The 15667-nt window shown below is 71.9% G+C and carries 6 protein-coding genes and 1 pseudogene; 1 reads left to right on the forward strand and 6 read right to left on the reverse strand.

Annotation, left to right across the window (positions count from 1 at the left end):
• Nucleotides 1-60: 60 nt before the first annotated feature.
• Nucleotides 61-189: pseudogene (locus ACZ607_RS09745) on the forward strand (hypothetical protein); the annotation flags it as partial.
• Here ACZ607_RS09745 and ACZ607_RS09750 read toward each other — a convergent pair.
• The 6 genes from ACZ607_RS09750 to ACZ607_RS09775 form a co-directional block, all read right to left on the reverse strand.
• Complete coding sequence (locus tag ACZ607_RS09750) at nt 176-976, reverse strand: ABC transporter permease (RefSeq protein WP_469733532.1); 801 nt, start codon at nt 974-976, stop codon at nt 176-178. The pseudogene ACZ607_RS09745 and the gene ACZ607_RS09750 sit on opposite strands and share 14 nt — an antisense overlap.
• Nucleotides 973-1983, reverse strand: coding sequence for an ATP-binding cassette domain-containing protein (locus tag ACZ607_RS09755; protein ID WP_469733534.1), 1011 nt, complete (start codon nt 1981-1983; stop codon nt 973-975). The genes ACZ607_RS09750 and ACZ607_RS09755 overlap by 4 nt, the downstream gene beginning before the upstream one ends.
• A 68-nt stretch (nt 1984-2051) precedes the next feature.
• Nucleotides 2052-2258: an MbtH family protein gene (locus ACZ607_RS09760; protein WP_469733536.1), complete on the reverse strand. Its 207-nt coding sequence runs from the start codon at nt 2256-2258 to the stop codon at nt 2052-2054.
• The gene (locus ACZ607_RS09765) at nt 2255-12655 is read right to left on the reverse strand and encodes an amino acid adenylation domain-containing protein (protein WP_469733538.1); all 10401 of its coding nucleotides are present in this window, start codon (nt 12653-12655) and stop codon (nt 2255-2257) included. The genes ACZ607_RS09760 and ACZ607_RS09765 overlap by 4 nt, the downstream gene beginning before the upstream one ends.
• 925 nt (nt 12656-13580) lie before the next feature.
• The gene (locus ACZ607_RS09770) at nt 13581-14234 is read right to left on the reverse strand and encodes a fasciclin domain-containing protein (RefSeq protein ID WP_469733540.1); all 654 of its coding nucleotides are present in this window, start codon (nt 14232-14234) and stop codon (nt 13581-13583) included.
• A gap of 841 nt (nt 14235-15075) precedes the next feature.
• Entirely contained in the window at nt 15076-15651 is a 576-nt protein-coding gene (locus ACZ607_RS09775; protein WP_469734900.1) for a TetR/AcrR family transcriptional regulator C-terminal domain-containing protein, read from the reverse strand.
• Between the last annotated feature and the right edge of the window lie 16 nt (nt 15652-15667).

Genomic DNA, 15667 nt, shown 5'->3' on the forward strand with positions numbered 1-15667 from the left:
CGACGGTGGTGGACGCCGAAATCCCACTCCGATTCCGGATGGTGTTCCTGCGAAGACGCCGGCTTCGCCGGGTTGTGGGCCGTCCTGGTCACCGCACCGGCCTCGATGCTGTTCCTCGTCGCCGGGCCCGTAGGACCAAGGCTGTCCGAGGCTCACGGCGTGATGCCTGCTTGCATCATCCGAGAGTGATGCGTCGGAAGCGGATCAACGCGAGGAGCATGAACACGCCTGTGATGAGCAAGGCGCACGTCGCGGCGTAGGGGAGTGCGTGCACGACGGGCCAGGCGCTGCTCGTGGGCAGGCCTGCCGGGGGCGGGTTGCCGAAGAGCCGGCGGACAGCGGTGGCCGTGGCGGAGACGGGGTTCCACTCCGCCACGGTGCGCAGGGGGCCGGGCATGGTGTGCGGGGAGACGAACGCCGCCGATACGAAGGTGACCGGGAACAGCCAGATCAGTCCGGCGCTCTGGGCCACCTCGACGCTGCGGGCCATCAGCCCGATGGCCGCCCCTACCCAGGACATGGCGAAGGCGAAGAGCAGGATCAACAGGTAGGCCGCGAGCGCCTCACCCGTCGAGGTGCTGATGCGCCAGCCGACCAGCAGGCCGCACAGGGAGGTGACGACGAGGGTCACCGCACTCATGGTCAGGTCGGAAAGGGTCCGTCCCAGGAGCACGGCCATGGCGGGCATGGGCAGGGAGCGGAATCGGTCGACGATGCCCTTGTCCATGTCGTTGGCGAGCCCCAAGGCGGTGAAGGCGGAGTTGAAGGTGACGGCCTGGGCGAAGATCCCGCCCATGAGGAACGTCCGGTACTCGGCCCCGCCGAGACTGCCGCCGAAGACGTAGGCGAGCAGGAGGACGAACATCACCGGCTGTACGAGCGCCGCGATGATCGATCCGGGAGTCCGGCGCAGGTTCAGCAGGTTGCGCCAGGCGACGATGGAGGAGTCGCGGCCCAGCCTCCGGACGGCGATCATCGCGCACTTCCGCCGACGGTCGCGATGCCGGCAGGGGGTGCTGCCCCGTCCGGCGCGAGGGCACGGCCCGTGAGGGAGAGGAATACGTCGTCCAGCGTCGGTGGGGCCAACTCCACGTCCTGGACACCGATCCCCGCCAGTCGCAGGCAGCCCAGGGCGTACTCCAGGCTCCGTGCGCCGTGGTCGGTGGCGACGGTCAGGCGTCCGGTGCGCTGGTCGAGATCGGGGAGGTGGTCGCCGAGTGTGGCCAGGATCTCCGTGGCGGTGCTGCGGTGCTGCGGGTCCGCGACGGTGAGCGAGAGACGCTCGCCGCCCACCCGTGTCTTGAGCTGAGCGGCGGAGCCGCGGGCCACCACGGTGCCGCTCTCGATGACGACGATGGCGTCGGCCAACTGGTCCGCCTCCTCCAGGTACTGGGTGGTCAGCAGCACGGTCGTGCCCTCGGCGACGAGGTTCCGCACCGCCTGCCAGGTGTCGGCCCGCCCTCGGGGGTCGAGCCCGGTCGTGGGCTCGTCCAGCACCACCACCGACGGCCGGGCCACCAGTGCTCCGGCCAGGTCGAGCCGTCTGCGCATCCCCCCGGAGTACGTTCCGCTCGGAAGGTCGGCGGCGGCCTCCAGGTCGAAGTCGCTCAGCAGTTGACCGGCCCTGCGGCGGGCGGCGTGGCGGCCGAAGCCGTAGAGTCGCGCGACCAGATAGAGGTTCTCCTGCCCCGAGAGCTTCTCGTCGACGGCGGCGTACTGTCCGGACAGCCCGAGGTTGCGGCGTACGGCCTCCGGCTCGGCGAGGACGTCGTGACCGGCCATCCAGGCACGGCCGCTGTCCGGGCGCAGCAGCGTCGACAGGACCCGAACCGTGGTGGTCTTGCCCGCGCCGTTCGGGCCGAGGACCCCCAGCACGGTGCCGGGGGCCGCTTCGAGGTCCACACCGGCCAGCGCCTGCTTCGTCCCGAAGCGTTTGGTGAGTCCCTCGGCGCGTATGGCCGGGCAGGTCGGAGGGGAGGTCATGGATGCCTCTCGTCGTATGTGGAGCGGGCGGGTCCTGAGCGTTGTGCGTCCGTGGAAGCGGGGGCAGGTCACGCCACCCGTACGCGGGCGCTCCTGGGCGTGATGTCGGTCCAGTTGACCTCCACGTACTCCAGACAGGCGGCGTGCTCGGCCGGGCCGAAGACCTCGTCCCAGCCGGCGGGAACCGACGCGAACGACGGCCACAGGGCGTGCTGCCCCTCGTCGTTGACCAGGACGCGGTGCTGGGTGCGCGGGTCGTCGAAGGGGTTCGTCATGAGCGTTCTCCTCGTTCGGTGCGGTGGCCGGCGTCGAGCACGGCCGAGACAGTGGTGCCGATCTGTTCCCGCGCGGCGGGCTGCATCATCTGGGCGTGTGCGCAGGCCACGTCGTGGTTCTCGATGGGGCCGTCGATGTACGGGTCCCACAGGGACAGGGCGAAGGCGTCCCGGGGGCGTCCCTCGGTGGCGGTGAAGAACAGCACAGGTCCGTGGAACACCCGGGGGGTGTACTTCCGCATCAGCCGGGCCTGGCCGGCGAAGTTGTCGACCATCGCGTCGATCGTGGCCGGTTCCAGCGCTCCGAGCGGACTTCCGTTCGCCAGGAACTGATCGCGTACAGCGGCGGCTTCCACCGGCCCGTCGCCGTCCAGGGCTTCCTGGCCGACTCCCATGTTGGAGAGCAGGGCCCGGAAGACGGTGTCCCGGCTCGCGCTGTCCAGGTCGTCCAGTGGGGCCAGCGGGAAGGCATCCAGGATCGTCAGCAGGGCCACCTCCTCGCCCGCCTCCTGGAGTTGGACGGCGACCTCCTGGACGACGTTGCCGCCGAAGGACCAGCCGAACAGGTGGTACGGGCCCTGCGGCTGGACGGCTCGCAGCTCCGCCACGTATACGGCGGCCATCGCCTCGATGCTGTCCGGGAAGGGCGCCGTGCCGTCCAGGTTCGGGGTCTGGAGCCCGTAGACCGGCCGGTCACCGCCCAGGTGGGGGAGCAGCCCCGCGTACGACCAGGCCAGGCCGCCGGCCGGATGGACGCAGAACAGCGGCGGCAGGCTGCCCCTGGTCCGCAGGGGCAGCAGTGTGGCCAGCGGGTTGTCCTGGACGCCGGCGCCGATCCGCTCCGAGAGCGCGGCGACGGTGGGCGCCTCGAAAAGGCTGCGGATGCTGACGTCCGCCCCCAGGGCGTCACGGATACGGCGCATCAGGCCCGCCGCCAGCAGGGAGTGGCCGCCCAGGGCGAAGAAGTCCTCGTCGATGAGGACCTGTTCGCGCTCCAGCACCTCGGCGAACAGGGTGCACAGCACGTCTTCCCGGGGGTTACGGGGGCTGCGCCCCGTGCCTGCCGACGCCGCCTGCGGGGCGGGTTCGGGCAGCGCCTTCCGGTCCAGCTTGCCGTTCCGCGTCAGGGGAATGCTGTCCACGGCGACCCAGCCCGAGGGGACCATGTATCCGGGCAGCCGGGCGGCCGCGTGTTCCCGCAGCTCGTCGAACCGTTCGGCGGGCGGCCGTGCGAGGCCGGCGGGGTGCGCGGCGAGCACCACGTACGCGGCCAGGCGGGAGCCTGCGGAATCCTCACCGTGCGCCACCACCACCGCCTGAACGACGTCGGCGTGCTCCGCCAGCACGGCGGCGATCCCTTCCGGCTCCACCCGGAACCCGCGCACCTTGACCTGTCCGTCGGCACGCCCGGTGAACTCCAGGGCGTCGTCATGCCTCCGCACGGCTCGGTCTCCCGTGCGGTACATGCGCGTCCCGGCGGGACCGTAGGGGTCGGGCACGAAACGGGACGAGGTGACCGCGGACTGTCCGTGGTAGCCGAGGGCCAGACTGTCCCCGGCCAGGTAGAGGTCGCCGGTCACTCCGGCCGGTACGGGCCGGAGGCGGTCGTCCAGGAGTCGTACGGCCGTCCCCTCGACGGGGGCGCCGAGCACCGGCCTTCCGGTCGCCCGGACGTCGGCGGTGAGGGTGTCCACCGTCGCCTCGGTGGGGCCGTAGAAGTTCCAGGCCGTCAGGCCCGGCCGGGCCCGCAGGTCGTCCCAGAGCGCGGGTGGGACGGCTTCGCCCCCGAGAATCACCACGGAGGGAGCCCGGCGGGCCCCGGCGCACAGCCCGGCGTCCAGCAACTGCCGGACATGCGTGGGCGTGGACTCCAGAACGTCCAGACCCAGGACGTCCGCCGCCTCGACCAGGGCCTCCGGGTCCCGCCGCGTCAGGTCGTCCAGCACGTGGAGCCGGTGCCCGTCGAGCATCCAGAGCACCGGGTCCCACGCGGCGTCGAAGGACAGGGCGGCGGTCAGTGCGACGTCGAGCCGGGGCTTTCCGGCCGCCCGTACCGAGGGCCCGAAGAGATGGCGCCGGTGGTGTTCCAGCAGCCGGGCGAGGGAGCCGTGGCCGACCAGGACTCCCTTGGGGCGGCCGGTCGAGCCCGAGGTGTGCAGGAGATAGGCGGGATCGGTGGGACCCGGCCGGGCCTGCTCCCGCAGGGGGACGGTCGCGGTGGCGGAGTCCGGGGAGTCCAGGTTCAAGCGATGCCACCGGGCCGTTGCCCGGGTGTGTGTGACGTCCGCGGTGAGCACGGTGTGCGGGCGGGCGTCGGCCAGCACCGCGTCGATCCTGCCCTGCGGAAGGGAATCGTCGACCGGGACGTAGACGGCCCCTGCCTTGAGGACGGCGAGGAGGCAGGCGATCGAGTCGGTGCCGCGTGGCAGCAGGACGGCCACCCGGTCTCCGGTGACCGCACCGGCCCGGGCGAGCAGCGAGGCGATCCGGTCGGAGCGGGCGTCCAGCTCCGCGAAGGAGAGGCTGCCGTCCGGGCCGGTCACCGCGATGTCGCGGCTGCGGGCCGAGGCCACCGTGGCCGCGAACCGGTCCAGCACCGTCCCGGGAGGTGTGGTGGCGCGGCGGGGCACGCGTGCGCTCTCGCCCAGGCGCAGCAGCCGTCGTTGTTCTTCGGTGCTGGTCAGCGGCAGGTCGCCCACGACCGTGGCGGGCTCGCGTACCGCGTGTGCGAGGAGGAGGGTGAACCGGTCGGCGATCTGTACGGCGGTCTCGGTGTCGAACAGGTCGTGGCTGAACTCCAGGGTTCCGTCGAGGTGGGCCCCGTCGGCCCCGGCGGCTGTCCGCTCGGTGAAGGAGAAGGAGAGGTCGAACTTGGCTCCTCCGGTGGTGACGCCCTCCAGCCGGGCCTCCAGGCCGGGCAGGTCCAGGCGGGGCGGCCGGTGGTTGTTGAGGGTGAGCATCACCTGGAAGAGCGGGTGGCGAGAGAGCGAGCGCTCCGGACGGAGGGCCTCCACCAGCCGTTCGAAGGGCAGTTCCTGGTGGGCGTAGGCGGCCAGGTCCGTCTCCCTCACGCGGGAGATCAGCTCGGTGAAATCGGGGTCGCCGGCGAGGTCGGTCCGCAGGGCGAGGGTGTTGACGAAGAAGCCGACCAAGGGGTCGAGTGCCTCGTCGGTCCGCCCGGCCACCGGCGTGCCGATGGTGATGTCGCTGTCGGCGCCCATCCGGTGCAGCAGCGCGGCCAGGGCGGCGTGCAGCACCATGAAGGTGCTGCCGGCCGTGGACCTGGCCAGCCGGACCACCGCCGCCAGGGTCTCCTCCGGCACGTGTACCGGGACGGTGCTCCCGCGACCGCCCGGTGAGGCGGGCCGGGGACGGTCGCTGGGCAGGGAGGTCTCCTCCGGGGCGCCGGCCAGGCGGTCCTTCCAGAACGCCAGCTGGGCCGAGGCCGCGGAGACGGGGTCCTCGAAACTGCCGAGCAGGTCGCGCTGCCAGAGGGTGTAGTCCGCGTACTGGACCGGCAAGGGGGTCCAGCTCGGCGCCCGCCCGGCGGACCGCGCGGCGTAGGCGCCGGCCAGGTCCTGCGCCAGAGGCCCCATGGACCAGCCGTCCGCCGCGATGTGGTGGACGGTGACCAGCAGGGTGTGCCGGTCCTCCCCGCTCCGGAACAGGACCGGACGCAGGGGCACGTCGTGCGTCAGGTCGAAGGGTACGGCCGCGGCCTGACGCAGTGCTTCGTCCAGCCGCGCCTCTTCGACCGGCACCACCGGGAGTTCCGGCAGCGCGTCGCCGGGGGCGAGCACATGCTGACGGGGGTGGCCGTCGCCCGGCTCGACCACCGTGCGCAGGCTCTCGTGGCGGGTCAGCACATCACCCAGCGCACGCCGCAGGGCGTGCCGGTCCAGGCTGCCGTCGAGGCGTACCGCGAACGCCATGTGGTACGCCGCCGCTCGCGGGTCCAGCTGGTGCAGGAACCACAAGCGTTCCTGTGCGGCGGACAGCGGTGCCCGTTCCGTGCGGGGAGCCCGCCGGAGCGCGGGCCGCGCCGCGCCCGCTTCCTCCAGCCGATCGGCCAGCCCGGCCGGAGTGGTGGACTCGAACAGCGCCCGTACCGGCAGTTCGACGCCGAACGCCGAGCGGATCCGCCCGATGAGCCGGGTCGCCAGGAGCGAGTGGCCCCCCAGTTCGAAGAAGTCGTCGTCAGGGGCGACCTGCTCCTGCTCCAGGCTCTCCGCGAACAGGGCGCAGAGGATCTCCTCCTGGGCGGTCCGCGGGGCCCGGCCCGGCGCCTCCGTACTCGCCGCGGCGGCGGTCTGCGGCAGCGCCGCGAAGTCCACCTTCCCGTGCGGGGTCAGCGGGAGGGCGGCGACCGGCACGATCAGTGAGGGCACCATGTGGGCCGGCAGCCGCCGCGCGACGAAGGCTCGCAACTCCTGGGGCGCCGGTTCCCTGTGACCGGACGGAACGACCCAGGCGATCAGCTGGGCTTCCCTTGAGCCCGAGCCGGAGCCGGAGCGGACCGCTACCGCCGAGCGGGCGATGTCGCTGTGGGCGTCCAGGGCCGATGCGACCTCACCCGTCTCGACCCGGAAGCCACGGATCTTGATCTGCCCGTCGGCACGGCCCAGGTACTCCAGACGCCCTTCGACCCGGCGCACCAGATCGCCGGTGCGGTACATCCGTGAGCCCGGTGCCCCGTACGGATCGGGCAGGAAACGCTCCGCCGTCGCGCCGGGGCGGTTCTCGTAGCCGCGGGCGACGCCCGGGCCCGACAGATACAGCTCTCCCGTCACCCCGGTGGCGACCGGCTCCAGCCGCCGGTCCAGGACCCGGGCCCGCGCACCGGCCACCGGATGCCCGAGGTGGGGCCGCACCCCGGGCAGGACACGGCCCATCACGCTGTCCACGGTGGTCTCGGTGGGTCCGTACAGGTTCCACACCGCAACGTCCGACAGGGTGGCCAGCTCCTGCCACAGCGGTCCGGGCAGCGCTTCCCCGCCCAGTGCCAGCACGCGTGGCCGGGGGCGGCCGGGGGCGAACAGGCCGCAGGAGCGCAGCTGTTCCACGAACGAGGGGGTGGTCTCCACGACATCGATCGCCCGTTCGTGGAACAGGGCGGTGAGCGCCTCGGGGTCGCGGCGAGTCGTGTCGTCCACGAGGTGCAGTTCATGGCCCGCGATCATCCAGAGCAGCGGGTCGAGAGAGGCATCGAACGTCATCGCGGCGGTGTGGGCCACCCGCAGCGGCAGCCCGTTGTTGTCCGCCTCGGCGGGGCCCATCAGCCGGTCGCGGTGATGGGCGAGCAGCGAGGCCAGGGACCGGTGCTCGACCACGACCCCCTTGGGCAGCCCGGTGGATCCGGAGGTGTACAGCACGTACGCGGCGTCACGGCCCCGGGGCGGCGTGGGCAGGAGCGCCGCATCGGAGCCCACCTGCTCGGATCCGTCGAGCAGGAGCACATCGGCCGTGTCCGGAAGAGCCACCCGGGTGGCGGAGGTGGCCAGCACCAGGCGCGGGGCGGCGGTGTCGAGGATCAGCGAGGTGCGGGCCGCGGGCTGCATGGGGTCGAGCGGGACGTACACCGCTCCGGCGCGCAGGATGCCCAGCACGGCGACGACGGCGAGGGAGGTGCGGGGCATCGCCACGGCGACCCGGTCACCGGTGCCGACACCCCGATCCCTGAGCGCGACGGCCAGTCCGTCGGCAGCCAGGCGGAGTTCACCGAAGGTCAGGCGCCTGTCGCCTGCCACGACCGCCGTGCGGTCCGGCTGCACGGCCGCGCGGGTCGCCAGGACGTCCAGCACCGTCCAGTCGTCGTCGGCGGATTCCGTCCCCGCTGTCGCTCCGAGCGCCTGGGGCGCGGTGTGCGGCGGCTCGTCCAGTGCCGCCGCGCGCTGCGACGGGGTCAGGAAGCCGACATCCGTCACCGGCCGGTCCGGCGCGGCGAGCAGGGCGCTCAGGAGGCGGGTGAAGTGCTCGGCGAATCGTTCCGCCGTCGTAGGGTCGAAGAGGTCCTCGTCGTACTCCAGCTCACCGGTGATCCCGTGCGGGCGGCCCTGATCGTCGTGGTGCTCGGACAGGTCCCAACTGAGGTCGAACTTGGAGCCGGACCGCCCCACGGCGGACTCGTGGCTGACCGCGAGACCGTCGAGATGCGGGCGGGGCGCGGGAGTGTTGTTCAGGCTCAGCATCACCTGGAACAGCGGGTGGCGCGCGAGTGAGCGCGGCGGCGCCAGCTCTTCGACCACTCGCTCGAACGGGATGTCCTGGTGGGCGTAGGCCGCAAGGTCCGTACGGGCCACCCGCGCCACGAGCGTACGGAACGCCGGGGAGCCGGAGGTGTCCGCCCGCAGGACCAGCGTGTTGACGAAGAAGCCGACCAGCTCGGTGAGCGCCTCGTCGCCGCGCCCGGCCACCGGGGTGCCGACGGCGAGATCCTCGCCCGCGCCCAGGCGTGACATCAGTGCGGCCAGCGCCGCGTGCAGCACCATGAAGGAGCTCGCACCGCAGTCCACGGCCAGCTTCACCAGGGCCCGGTGCTCCTGTGCCCCGACCCGCACCGGGACGCTGCCACCCTTCCCCGACGAGCGGGCCGGGCGGGGCCGGTCCGTCGGGAACGACGACTCCTCCGGCAGCCCTGCCAGAGACGCGGCCCAGAAGGAGAGCTGGCGGTGCGCGAGACTGCCCGGCGCGTCCGGATCTCCGAGCAGTTCACGCTGCCACAACGCGAAATCGGCGTACTGCACCGGCAGTCGGTCCCACTGGGGCGCGCTGCCCGAGCGGCGCGCGCCGTAGGCGGTCGACAGGTCCCGCATGAGCGGCCCCATCGACCATCCGTCGGCGGCGATGTGGTGCAACGTCACGAGCAGGACGTTCTCCCCGGGGTCCGAGGGGAACAGCCGGGCGCGCAACGGGATCTCGCGCGTCAGGTCGAAGGGGGAGGAATCCTGGCCCAACGGCTCATCGGGCGTCATCACCCGCAGAAGCGGACGCGGCAGCCGCGAGAGCGGCAGGATCTTCTGGCACGGGCCGTCCGGGGTCTCCACCACGATCGTCCGCAGCGCCTCGTGCCGCTCCACGACATCGCGGAGGGCCAGCTCCAGGGCGTCGCGGTCCAGCGCGCCACGCAGGCGCAGCGCCACCGGCAGATGGTACGAGGCACCCGCGTCGCCCAGCGTCTCCAGAAGCCACAGCCGCTGCTGCCCGAACGAGAGCGGCAGCCGCCGCGGACGAGGAACGGCCGCCGTCACCGGCTGCCGGGCCGGGGCGACTTCGCCCAGCGCCGCCACCAGGCCGGCCGGGGTGGGCGTGGAGAACAGGGTGCTGATCGGCACCTCGGCGCCGAACTCGCCGCGGATCCGGCCGATCAGCCGCATCGCCAGCAAGGAGTGGCCGCCCAGGGCGAAGAAGTCGTCGTCCCGGCCGACGCGCGGCACATCCAGGCACGCGGCGAAGACCGCGCACATCCGGGCCTCCTCAGCGGTACGCGGGACACCGCCGTCGGACGCGACCGGCAGAGCCGGAGGCAGGGCCGCCACATCGAGCTTCCCGTTGGGGGTGAGCGGCAGCCGCTCCACCGTCGCCCAGGCCGTCGGCACCAACGGGCCGGGCAGCAGGGCCGCGACCGCGTCGCGCGCCTCCGCGTGAGCGGGCGCACCGGATCCGGTCACCAGGAAGGCTGCCAGCCGCTCGGGGCCGTCCGGCGCCCCGGTCAGGGCGACAGCGGCGTCCTCGACACCGGGCAGAGAACGCAACGCGGCCTCGACCTCACCGGTCTCCACCCGCACCCCGCGCACCTTGATCTGCCGGTCGCTGCGCCCCACGAACTCCAGCGAACCGTCCTCGCCCCACCGGGCGAGGTCACCGGTGCGGTACATCCGGGCACCCGGGAGGCCGAAGGGGTCGGGCATGAAGCGCTCCGCCGTGAGCCCCGGCCGGCCCGCGTATCCGCGTGCCACACCCTCGCCCGACAGGTACAGCTCGCCCACGGCTCCCTGGGGGAGCGGATGCAGGGACGGGTCCAGCACATAGGCCCCGGCTCCCGCGACGGGGCGCCCGATCACGGGGGAGGCACCGGTGATCCGGGCGGTCACGGCGTTGACGGTGGTCTCGGTCGGACCGTAGAAGTTGAAGACCAGCAGTCCGGGATCGGCGGCCAGCTCCTCCCACAGCCCGTCGTCGACGGCCTCCCCGCCCAGGGCGATGACACGGGGCCGGTGCCTCTCCGAGGTGAGCAGACCCGCCGCCAGCATCTGCCGCAGGTACGTGGGAGTCGTCTCGACCGCGTCGACGCGATGGTCGATCACATAGCGCACGAGGGCCTGGGGATCGCGGCGGACATCGTCCGCGATGATGTGCAACTCGTGCCCGGCGACCATCCAGAGCACCGGGTCCCAGGCCGCGTCGAAGGAGGTCGCGGCACTCAGCGCCACCCGCAGCGGCCGCCCCAGAGCCTCCTCGGCGAGAGCATGGGCCTCCTGACGGTGGTGCTCCAGGAGGTTGCTCAGGGAACGGTGCTCGACGACGACACCCTTCGGGCGGCCGGTGGACCCGGAGGTGTAGATGACGTACGCGGCATCCTGCGGCTCCGGCCCGGTCGGCACCGCGCCCGCGACGGGCGGAGCCGTCGAGGGGTCGATGAGCGGGACCGCACCCCGCGGGTCGACCGTACCCGCCGAGGCCGGAGTCGCCACCAGGGCGACGGGCCGCGAGTCCTCGATCATGAAGGCGAGCCGGTCCGCCGGGTAGGAGGGGTCGAGGGGCAGATAGGCGGCTCCCGTACGCATCACCGCGAGCATCGCCACCACGAGATCCGTGGAGCGTGGCAGTCCCACCGCGACACGGGTACCGGGTCGGGCACCGCGTCCGGCGAGCACGCCCGCCAGGCCGTCCACCCGGCGGCCGAGCTCTTCGAAGGTGAGTGTGACGCCGTCGCAGACCACGGCGGTGTCGTGAGGAGTGGTCCGGGCCTGCCCGGCGAACTGCTCGGTCACGGAAAGCGGCTCCTGGGCCTCGCTTCCCGACGGCCGGGCGGCGCCCAGGCCGAGTACCCGCCGCTGTTCGTTCTCGTCGACGGGGCTCACCGCTCCGACGGTCCGCTCCGGGTCCGCCACGAACGCGTCGAGCACCCGGCAGAGGCGCTCATGCGGTCCCACGAGGTCCTGCTCACCGTAGCGTTGGGCGTTGCCCAACAGGTCGACGTGCATGCCGCCGTCGCCGAACGAGGCGTGCACGGCCACGGCCAGGTCCTCCACCGGGCCGATCGACAGGTTGTGCAGCGTGGCCGGGTGAGGGCCGAACCGCAAGGCGTCGTCGAAGGCGAGGATATTGACGGACGGCCCGGTCGGCGCCGTCGTCGTCCCGGTCAGCCCCAGCTGATGACGCAGCGCTTCGGCCGGCCTGCGCTGGTGACGGAGTACGGAGCGGGCTTCGGCGGAGGCCCGGCGGGCCAGATCGGCCACGCTGTCGGCGGGGGAGACGGCGAGCCGCATCGGCAGGATGGAGCTGAGCATGGCCGGCGTCGCACGCGCTGCCGGAGTGCGCCGACCCGTGACAGGCAGGCCGAGCACGACCTCGTCGAGTCCCTTCTCCCGGTGCAGACACAGCGCCAGCGCCGCCATGACGAACGTCGGCCAGCCGGTTCCGGCCCGCTTGGCGGCGGCCTTCAGCCTGGCCGTATCGGCCGGGCCGTACACCCGGCGCACGGCCGCCGTCCCGTACTTCCCTCTCCCACCGGAGGGCGCGGGTACCTCGGGAGGGAGAGCGCCGACGAGGTGCTCCGCCCAGAACTTCGCGTCCGTGGAGCCTTGTTCGGAAGCGAGATAGGCGTCCTCCTCCTCGATGAGCGTGGCGAGAGAACCTGCCGGACGCAGTTCGGGCAGAACATCCGGGGCGAGGACGAGAGCGGTGTAGACCTCGGCGATCCGGGAGAGAGCCAGGACCGCCGCGTATCCGTCGAGGGCCAGGTGGTGCACCTGCTGGTGGAAGAGATGGTGCGAGGGGGAGAGGCGGTAGAGAGTGACACGGACCAGGGGCCCCGCCGATACGTCCGCGGGTTCCGCCAGGCACAGCCGCATCCGCCGCAGAGCCTCCGTCAGTGGATCCTCCTCGTCGGAAAGGTCCACCAACGGCACCGATATGGACGTGCTTTCCTGCACCCTCTGGAAAGGGACCCCGCCCCGCTCACCGAAGGTGGTGCGCAGAGCCTCCATCTCGGCCGCGGTGTGGTCGACGGCACGGCGCAGCAGGTCCGGATCCACAGGCCCCCGGATGTCGGCGTACTCCGCGATGTTGTACGCCGGATCCGCCGGGTCGAGCCGCTGCGCGAACCAGACCCCCTGCTGAGCAGTGGTCAGGCGCAGTGTGCCCGCCGGGATTTCGGTGTGCGGTACGTCGGTCACGCGAATTCACCTCGGTGGGGGAGACCTGCGACGGCATGGGCCGGGGCGAGCATGTGCGGCAGGACGGAGTGGGACGGGGTGGGGCTGACCGCGGGGTTCGCCGGCTCGACACAAGCGCGTGCGGATCGCGATCGCGAAGCATCTACTTCTGTGGCCCGGTGCACGTTGACAGCCTCCGTTGCGCTGATGTCACCCCAACGGGGCCTTCACACCAGTCGTTCGGAGTCGCATCGGCCTTGGATTGCCGATGTGGCGTACGACACATCGACGTGTCGGGCCTTTTGCAGTTCGCTGGCGCATATCAGCCATTCATGGGGCGGCTTTACGCCAGGCACCCATCCGTGGAGGTCTCCGCACCGAAGAGGTGACATCCGGGCGTTCGTTCGGGCACTGCGTTCCCGCGTCCCGGAACTCGAAAGGGAGTACACGATGAAGATCCCAGTTCCCGCTCTGCGGTGGCAGGCCGTCGGAGCCCTGGTCGGCGCTGTGCTGCTGGCGTCCGCTTCCGCTGCCTCGGCCGCCACCTCCTCCGAGATGGCACCCGGCCGGCCATCTGCCGCGCGTGAGAGCGGAACCTCTTCCGGCCCGCTCGCCTCCTATCGGGGCATACAGGGCGGGAACCTCTGCCTGTTGGCCCAGTGCACAGTGGGTGAATCCGGACCCGGTGGCCACACGGGCCCCAGCAACACCCAGGGGTTCAACCTCTGCCTCCTCGCCCTGTGCACCGTGCGGCCCTGAACTCGGCTGGACCTGGAAGCACGACGCTCCCCCGCGCCGATCGGCGCGGGGGAGCGTCGTGCTTCGGGGTCAGTCATGCCCCGCAACATCTGTTGCCAGTAGGGCCGCTTGCCGTCAACGTTGGCGGTGGGAAGAGGCCCCGAGCCGGTGGAGGTGACTCGGGGCTCAACCCAGGGCGCGGGAATGGTCAGCTCTCGGGCATGAGGACGGTGTCGACGATGTAGACGGTGGCGTTGGCGGTGGGGACGTTGCCGCAGACGACCTTGGAGGTGTCGTTGACGGTGTAGTTCTCTCCGGAGCCCTTGGTGGTGAGGGGGGACTTCTGGAGGGTGTCGTAGGTGCCGCTCTCCAGCTGCATGGGGGAGAGCTTCTCGCCGACGACGTGGTAGGTCAGGATGTTGGTGAGCATCTCCTTGTCGGCCAGGACCTTGTCCAGGTCGGCCTTCGGGATCTTGGCGAAGGCGTCGTTGGTCGGGGCGAACACCGTGATGTTCTCGGCGCTGTTGAGGGTGTCGACGAGGCCGGCCTTCTTCACCGCCGTGACCAGGGTCGACAGGGCCGGGTTGTTCGAGGCAGCGGTGGCGACCGGGTCCTGGGCCATGCCGTCGAAGGACCCCGCACCGTCCTTCGGGACGGACGCGCAGGCCGGACCGAACGGGCCGTCCGCAGGGGTCGCGTCTTCGGCGGGCGCGCTCGACTTCTCCTGCGCGGGAGCGGAGCTCGATGCCTTGCCGGCGGCGTCGGAAGAGCTGTCGTCCCCGCCGCAGGCGGTCAGCGTGAGGGGCAGGACAGCGGCGGCGGTGAGGGCCAGGGCCGCGCGGCGGTAGCGAAAGTCGGTCACGGGATTCTCCTGCGTGTTCGGTTGGTGGCGCTGCGTGTTCATCGATGGGTAGGGACCGTCGAGGCGTTCGATGTCCCGCAGTGCTGAGGTCGGGTCAGGTGCCACCCCCGGGTGCGGGGCGGCACGGTTCAGAGCGCTTGTCCGTGGAGCGGGTCGGGGGCGACGTCCGCTCTGTGGCGGATCGGTTGTGCCGCTCTGATCGTCATGTCTGCTATCCGGAGCCGCCGCGCACTCGGATTGGGCGGCGGGGGAAAAATCTTCATCCGGTCGTCCAAGGCGTCCGGTGACCTGCCCGGGGTTAGCCCGACCGGGTGTCGTGCCGGGGCCGACCAATCCGGCGTCCTGGCGGTGGCGAATACCCGATGTGAGCGGCTGTCAGGAGGAGGCGCCGCGCACGACGAGGTCCCGGCGGCTGCGGGGATCCTCACCTCCCTCCCCGCGGTGGAAGGCCGCGGAGGGCGGCTGTTGTGGGGCGCCACTCTCCTGGGCGCCCCACAACGGATCGGCCGTTCGCGCGGCATCCCGTGAGTTCTTCTGGGCCCGCAGAATCCGCAGGCGTAAGGCCGGGGGCTTTGCCCTCCCTCCGGTGACCCTTCGCGCCCGACGCAACCGAGATCGTGCGCGCGTCAGCGCCACCGCCGATCGTGCTGCTCCTGCGGAGAGCATCGGTCCGACGAACTGTCAGTGAGCGTGCACCGGCCGCTGTGCGAGCTTCGCGGTGTACGTGTTCGTCGCAGGCCGCGCAGGCTGCCTCTGGTGCGGGGCTGTGCGACGGCTGGGACGTTCCTCCCGCGACGAGACGAGCCCCGAGGCGTGGAGTCCTGACCTCACCCGTCGGCGGTCAGTGGGCGGCGTCGGGAGCAGGGGTCTGCCGTTCGAGGCCGCCGAGGATGAGCGCGAGGCCGGCCTCGAACGCTGCCTCGTGATCGAGCGCGGGGACGTCGTCCGGCAGGTCCTCCGGGTTCGGCGCATCGGCATCGGCCTGCTCTTCCAGGACGCATCCGACGGTGAAGCGGCTGGCCGCCAGCATTGCCATCTGCGCCTGCCGTTCGGGCACGCCGGAGGTGACCAGGAAGGTCATCTTCCGACGGATCCTTTCCAGATCGCCCGTCGGCGTGCTGCCGGCGTGCAGGCGGGCGCCGTCGCGACGTAGCAACAGGGTGCGGCGGAAGCTGCGCGAGTTGTCCAGGAACCAGCTGCGCCAGTCGTCCTCGGGCTCAGGCAGGGCGGCGTCGGCGTGCGGGGCCATGGCCGCCTCCGCCATCGCGGCCAGCAGGTCCTTCTTGGTCTTGAAGTGGTAGTAGAGCGACGGCTGCTCCACGCCCAGGCGTTTGGCCAGTCGCCGGGTGCTGACGGCTTCCAGGCCCACGTCGTCCAGCAGGCCCAGCGCCTCAGCGACGACAGTCCCACGGTTCATCTTCGTCACGTTGACA

It is taken from the genome of Streptomyces sp. NPDC104381, assembly GCF_055583745.1.

Coding starts and splice junctions, on each gene's coding strand:
- ACZ607_RS09750 (WP_469733532.1), bottom strand. CDS start 976: ATGATCGCCGTCCGGAGGCTGGGCCGCGACTCCTCCATCGTCGCCTGG.
- ACZ607_RS09755 (WP_469733534.1), bottom strand. CDS start 1,983: ATGACCTCCCCTCCGACCTGCCCGGCCATACGCGCCGAGGGACTCACC.
- ACZ607_RS09760 (WP_469733536.1), bottom strand. CDS start 2,258: ATGACGAACCCCTTCGACGACCCGCGCACCCAGCACCGCGTCCTGGTC.
- ACZ607_RS09775 (WP_469734900.1), bottom strand. CDS start 15,651: ATGAACCGTGGGACTGTCGTCGCTGAGGCGCTGGGCCTGCTGGACGAC.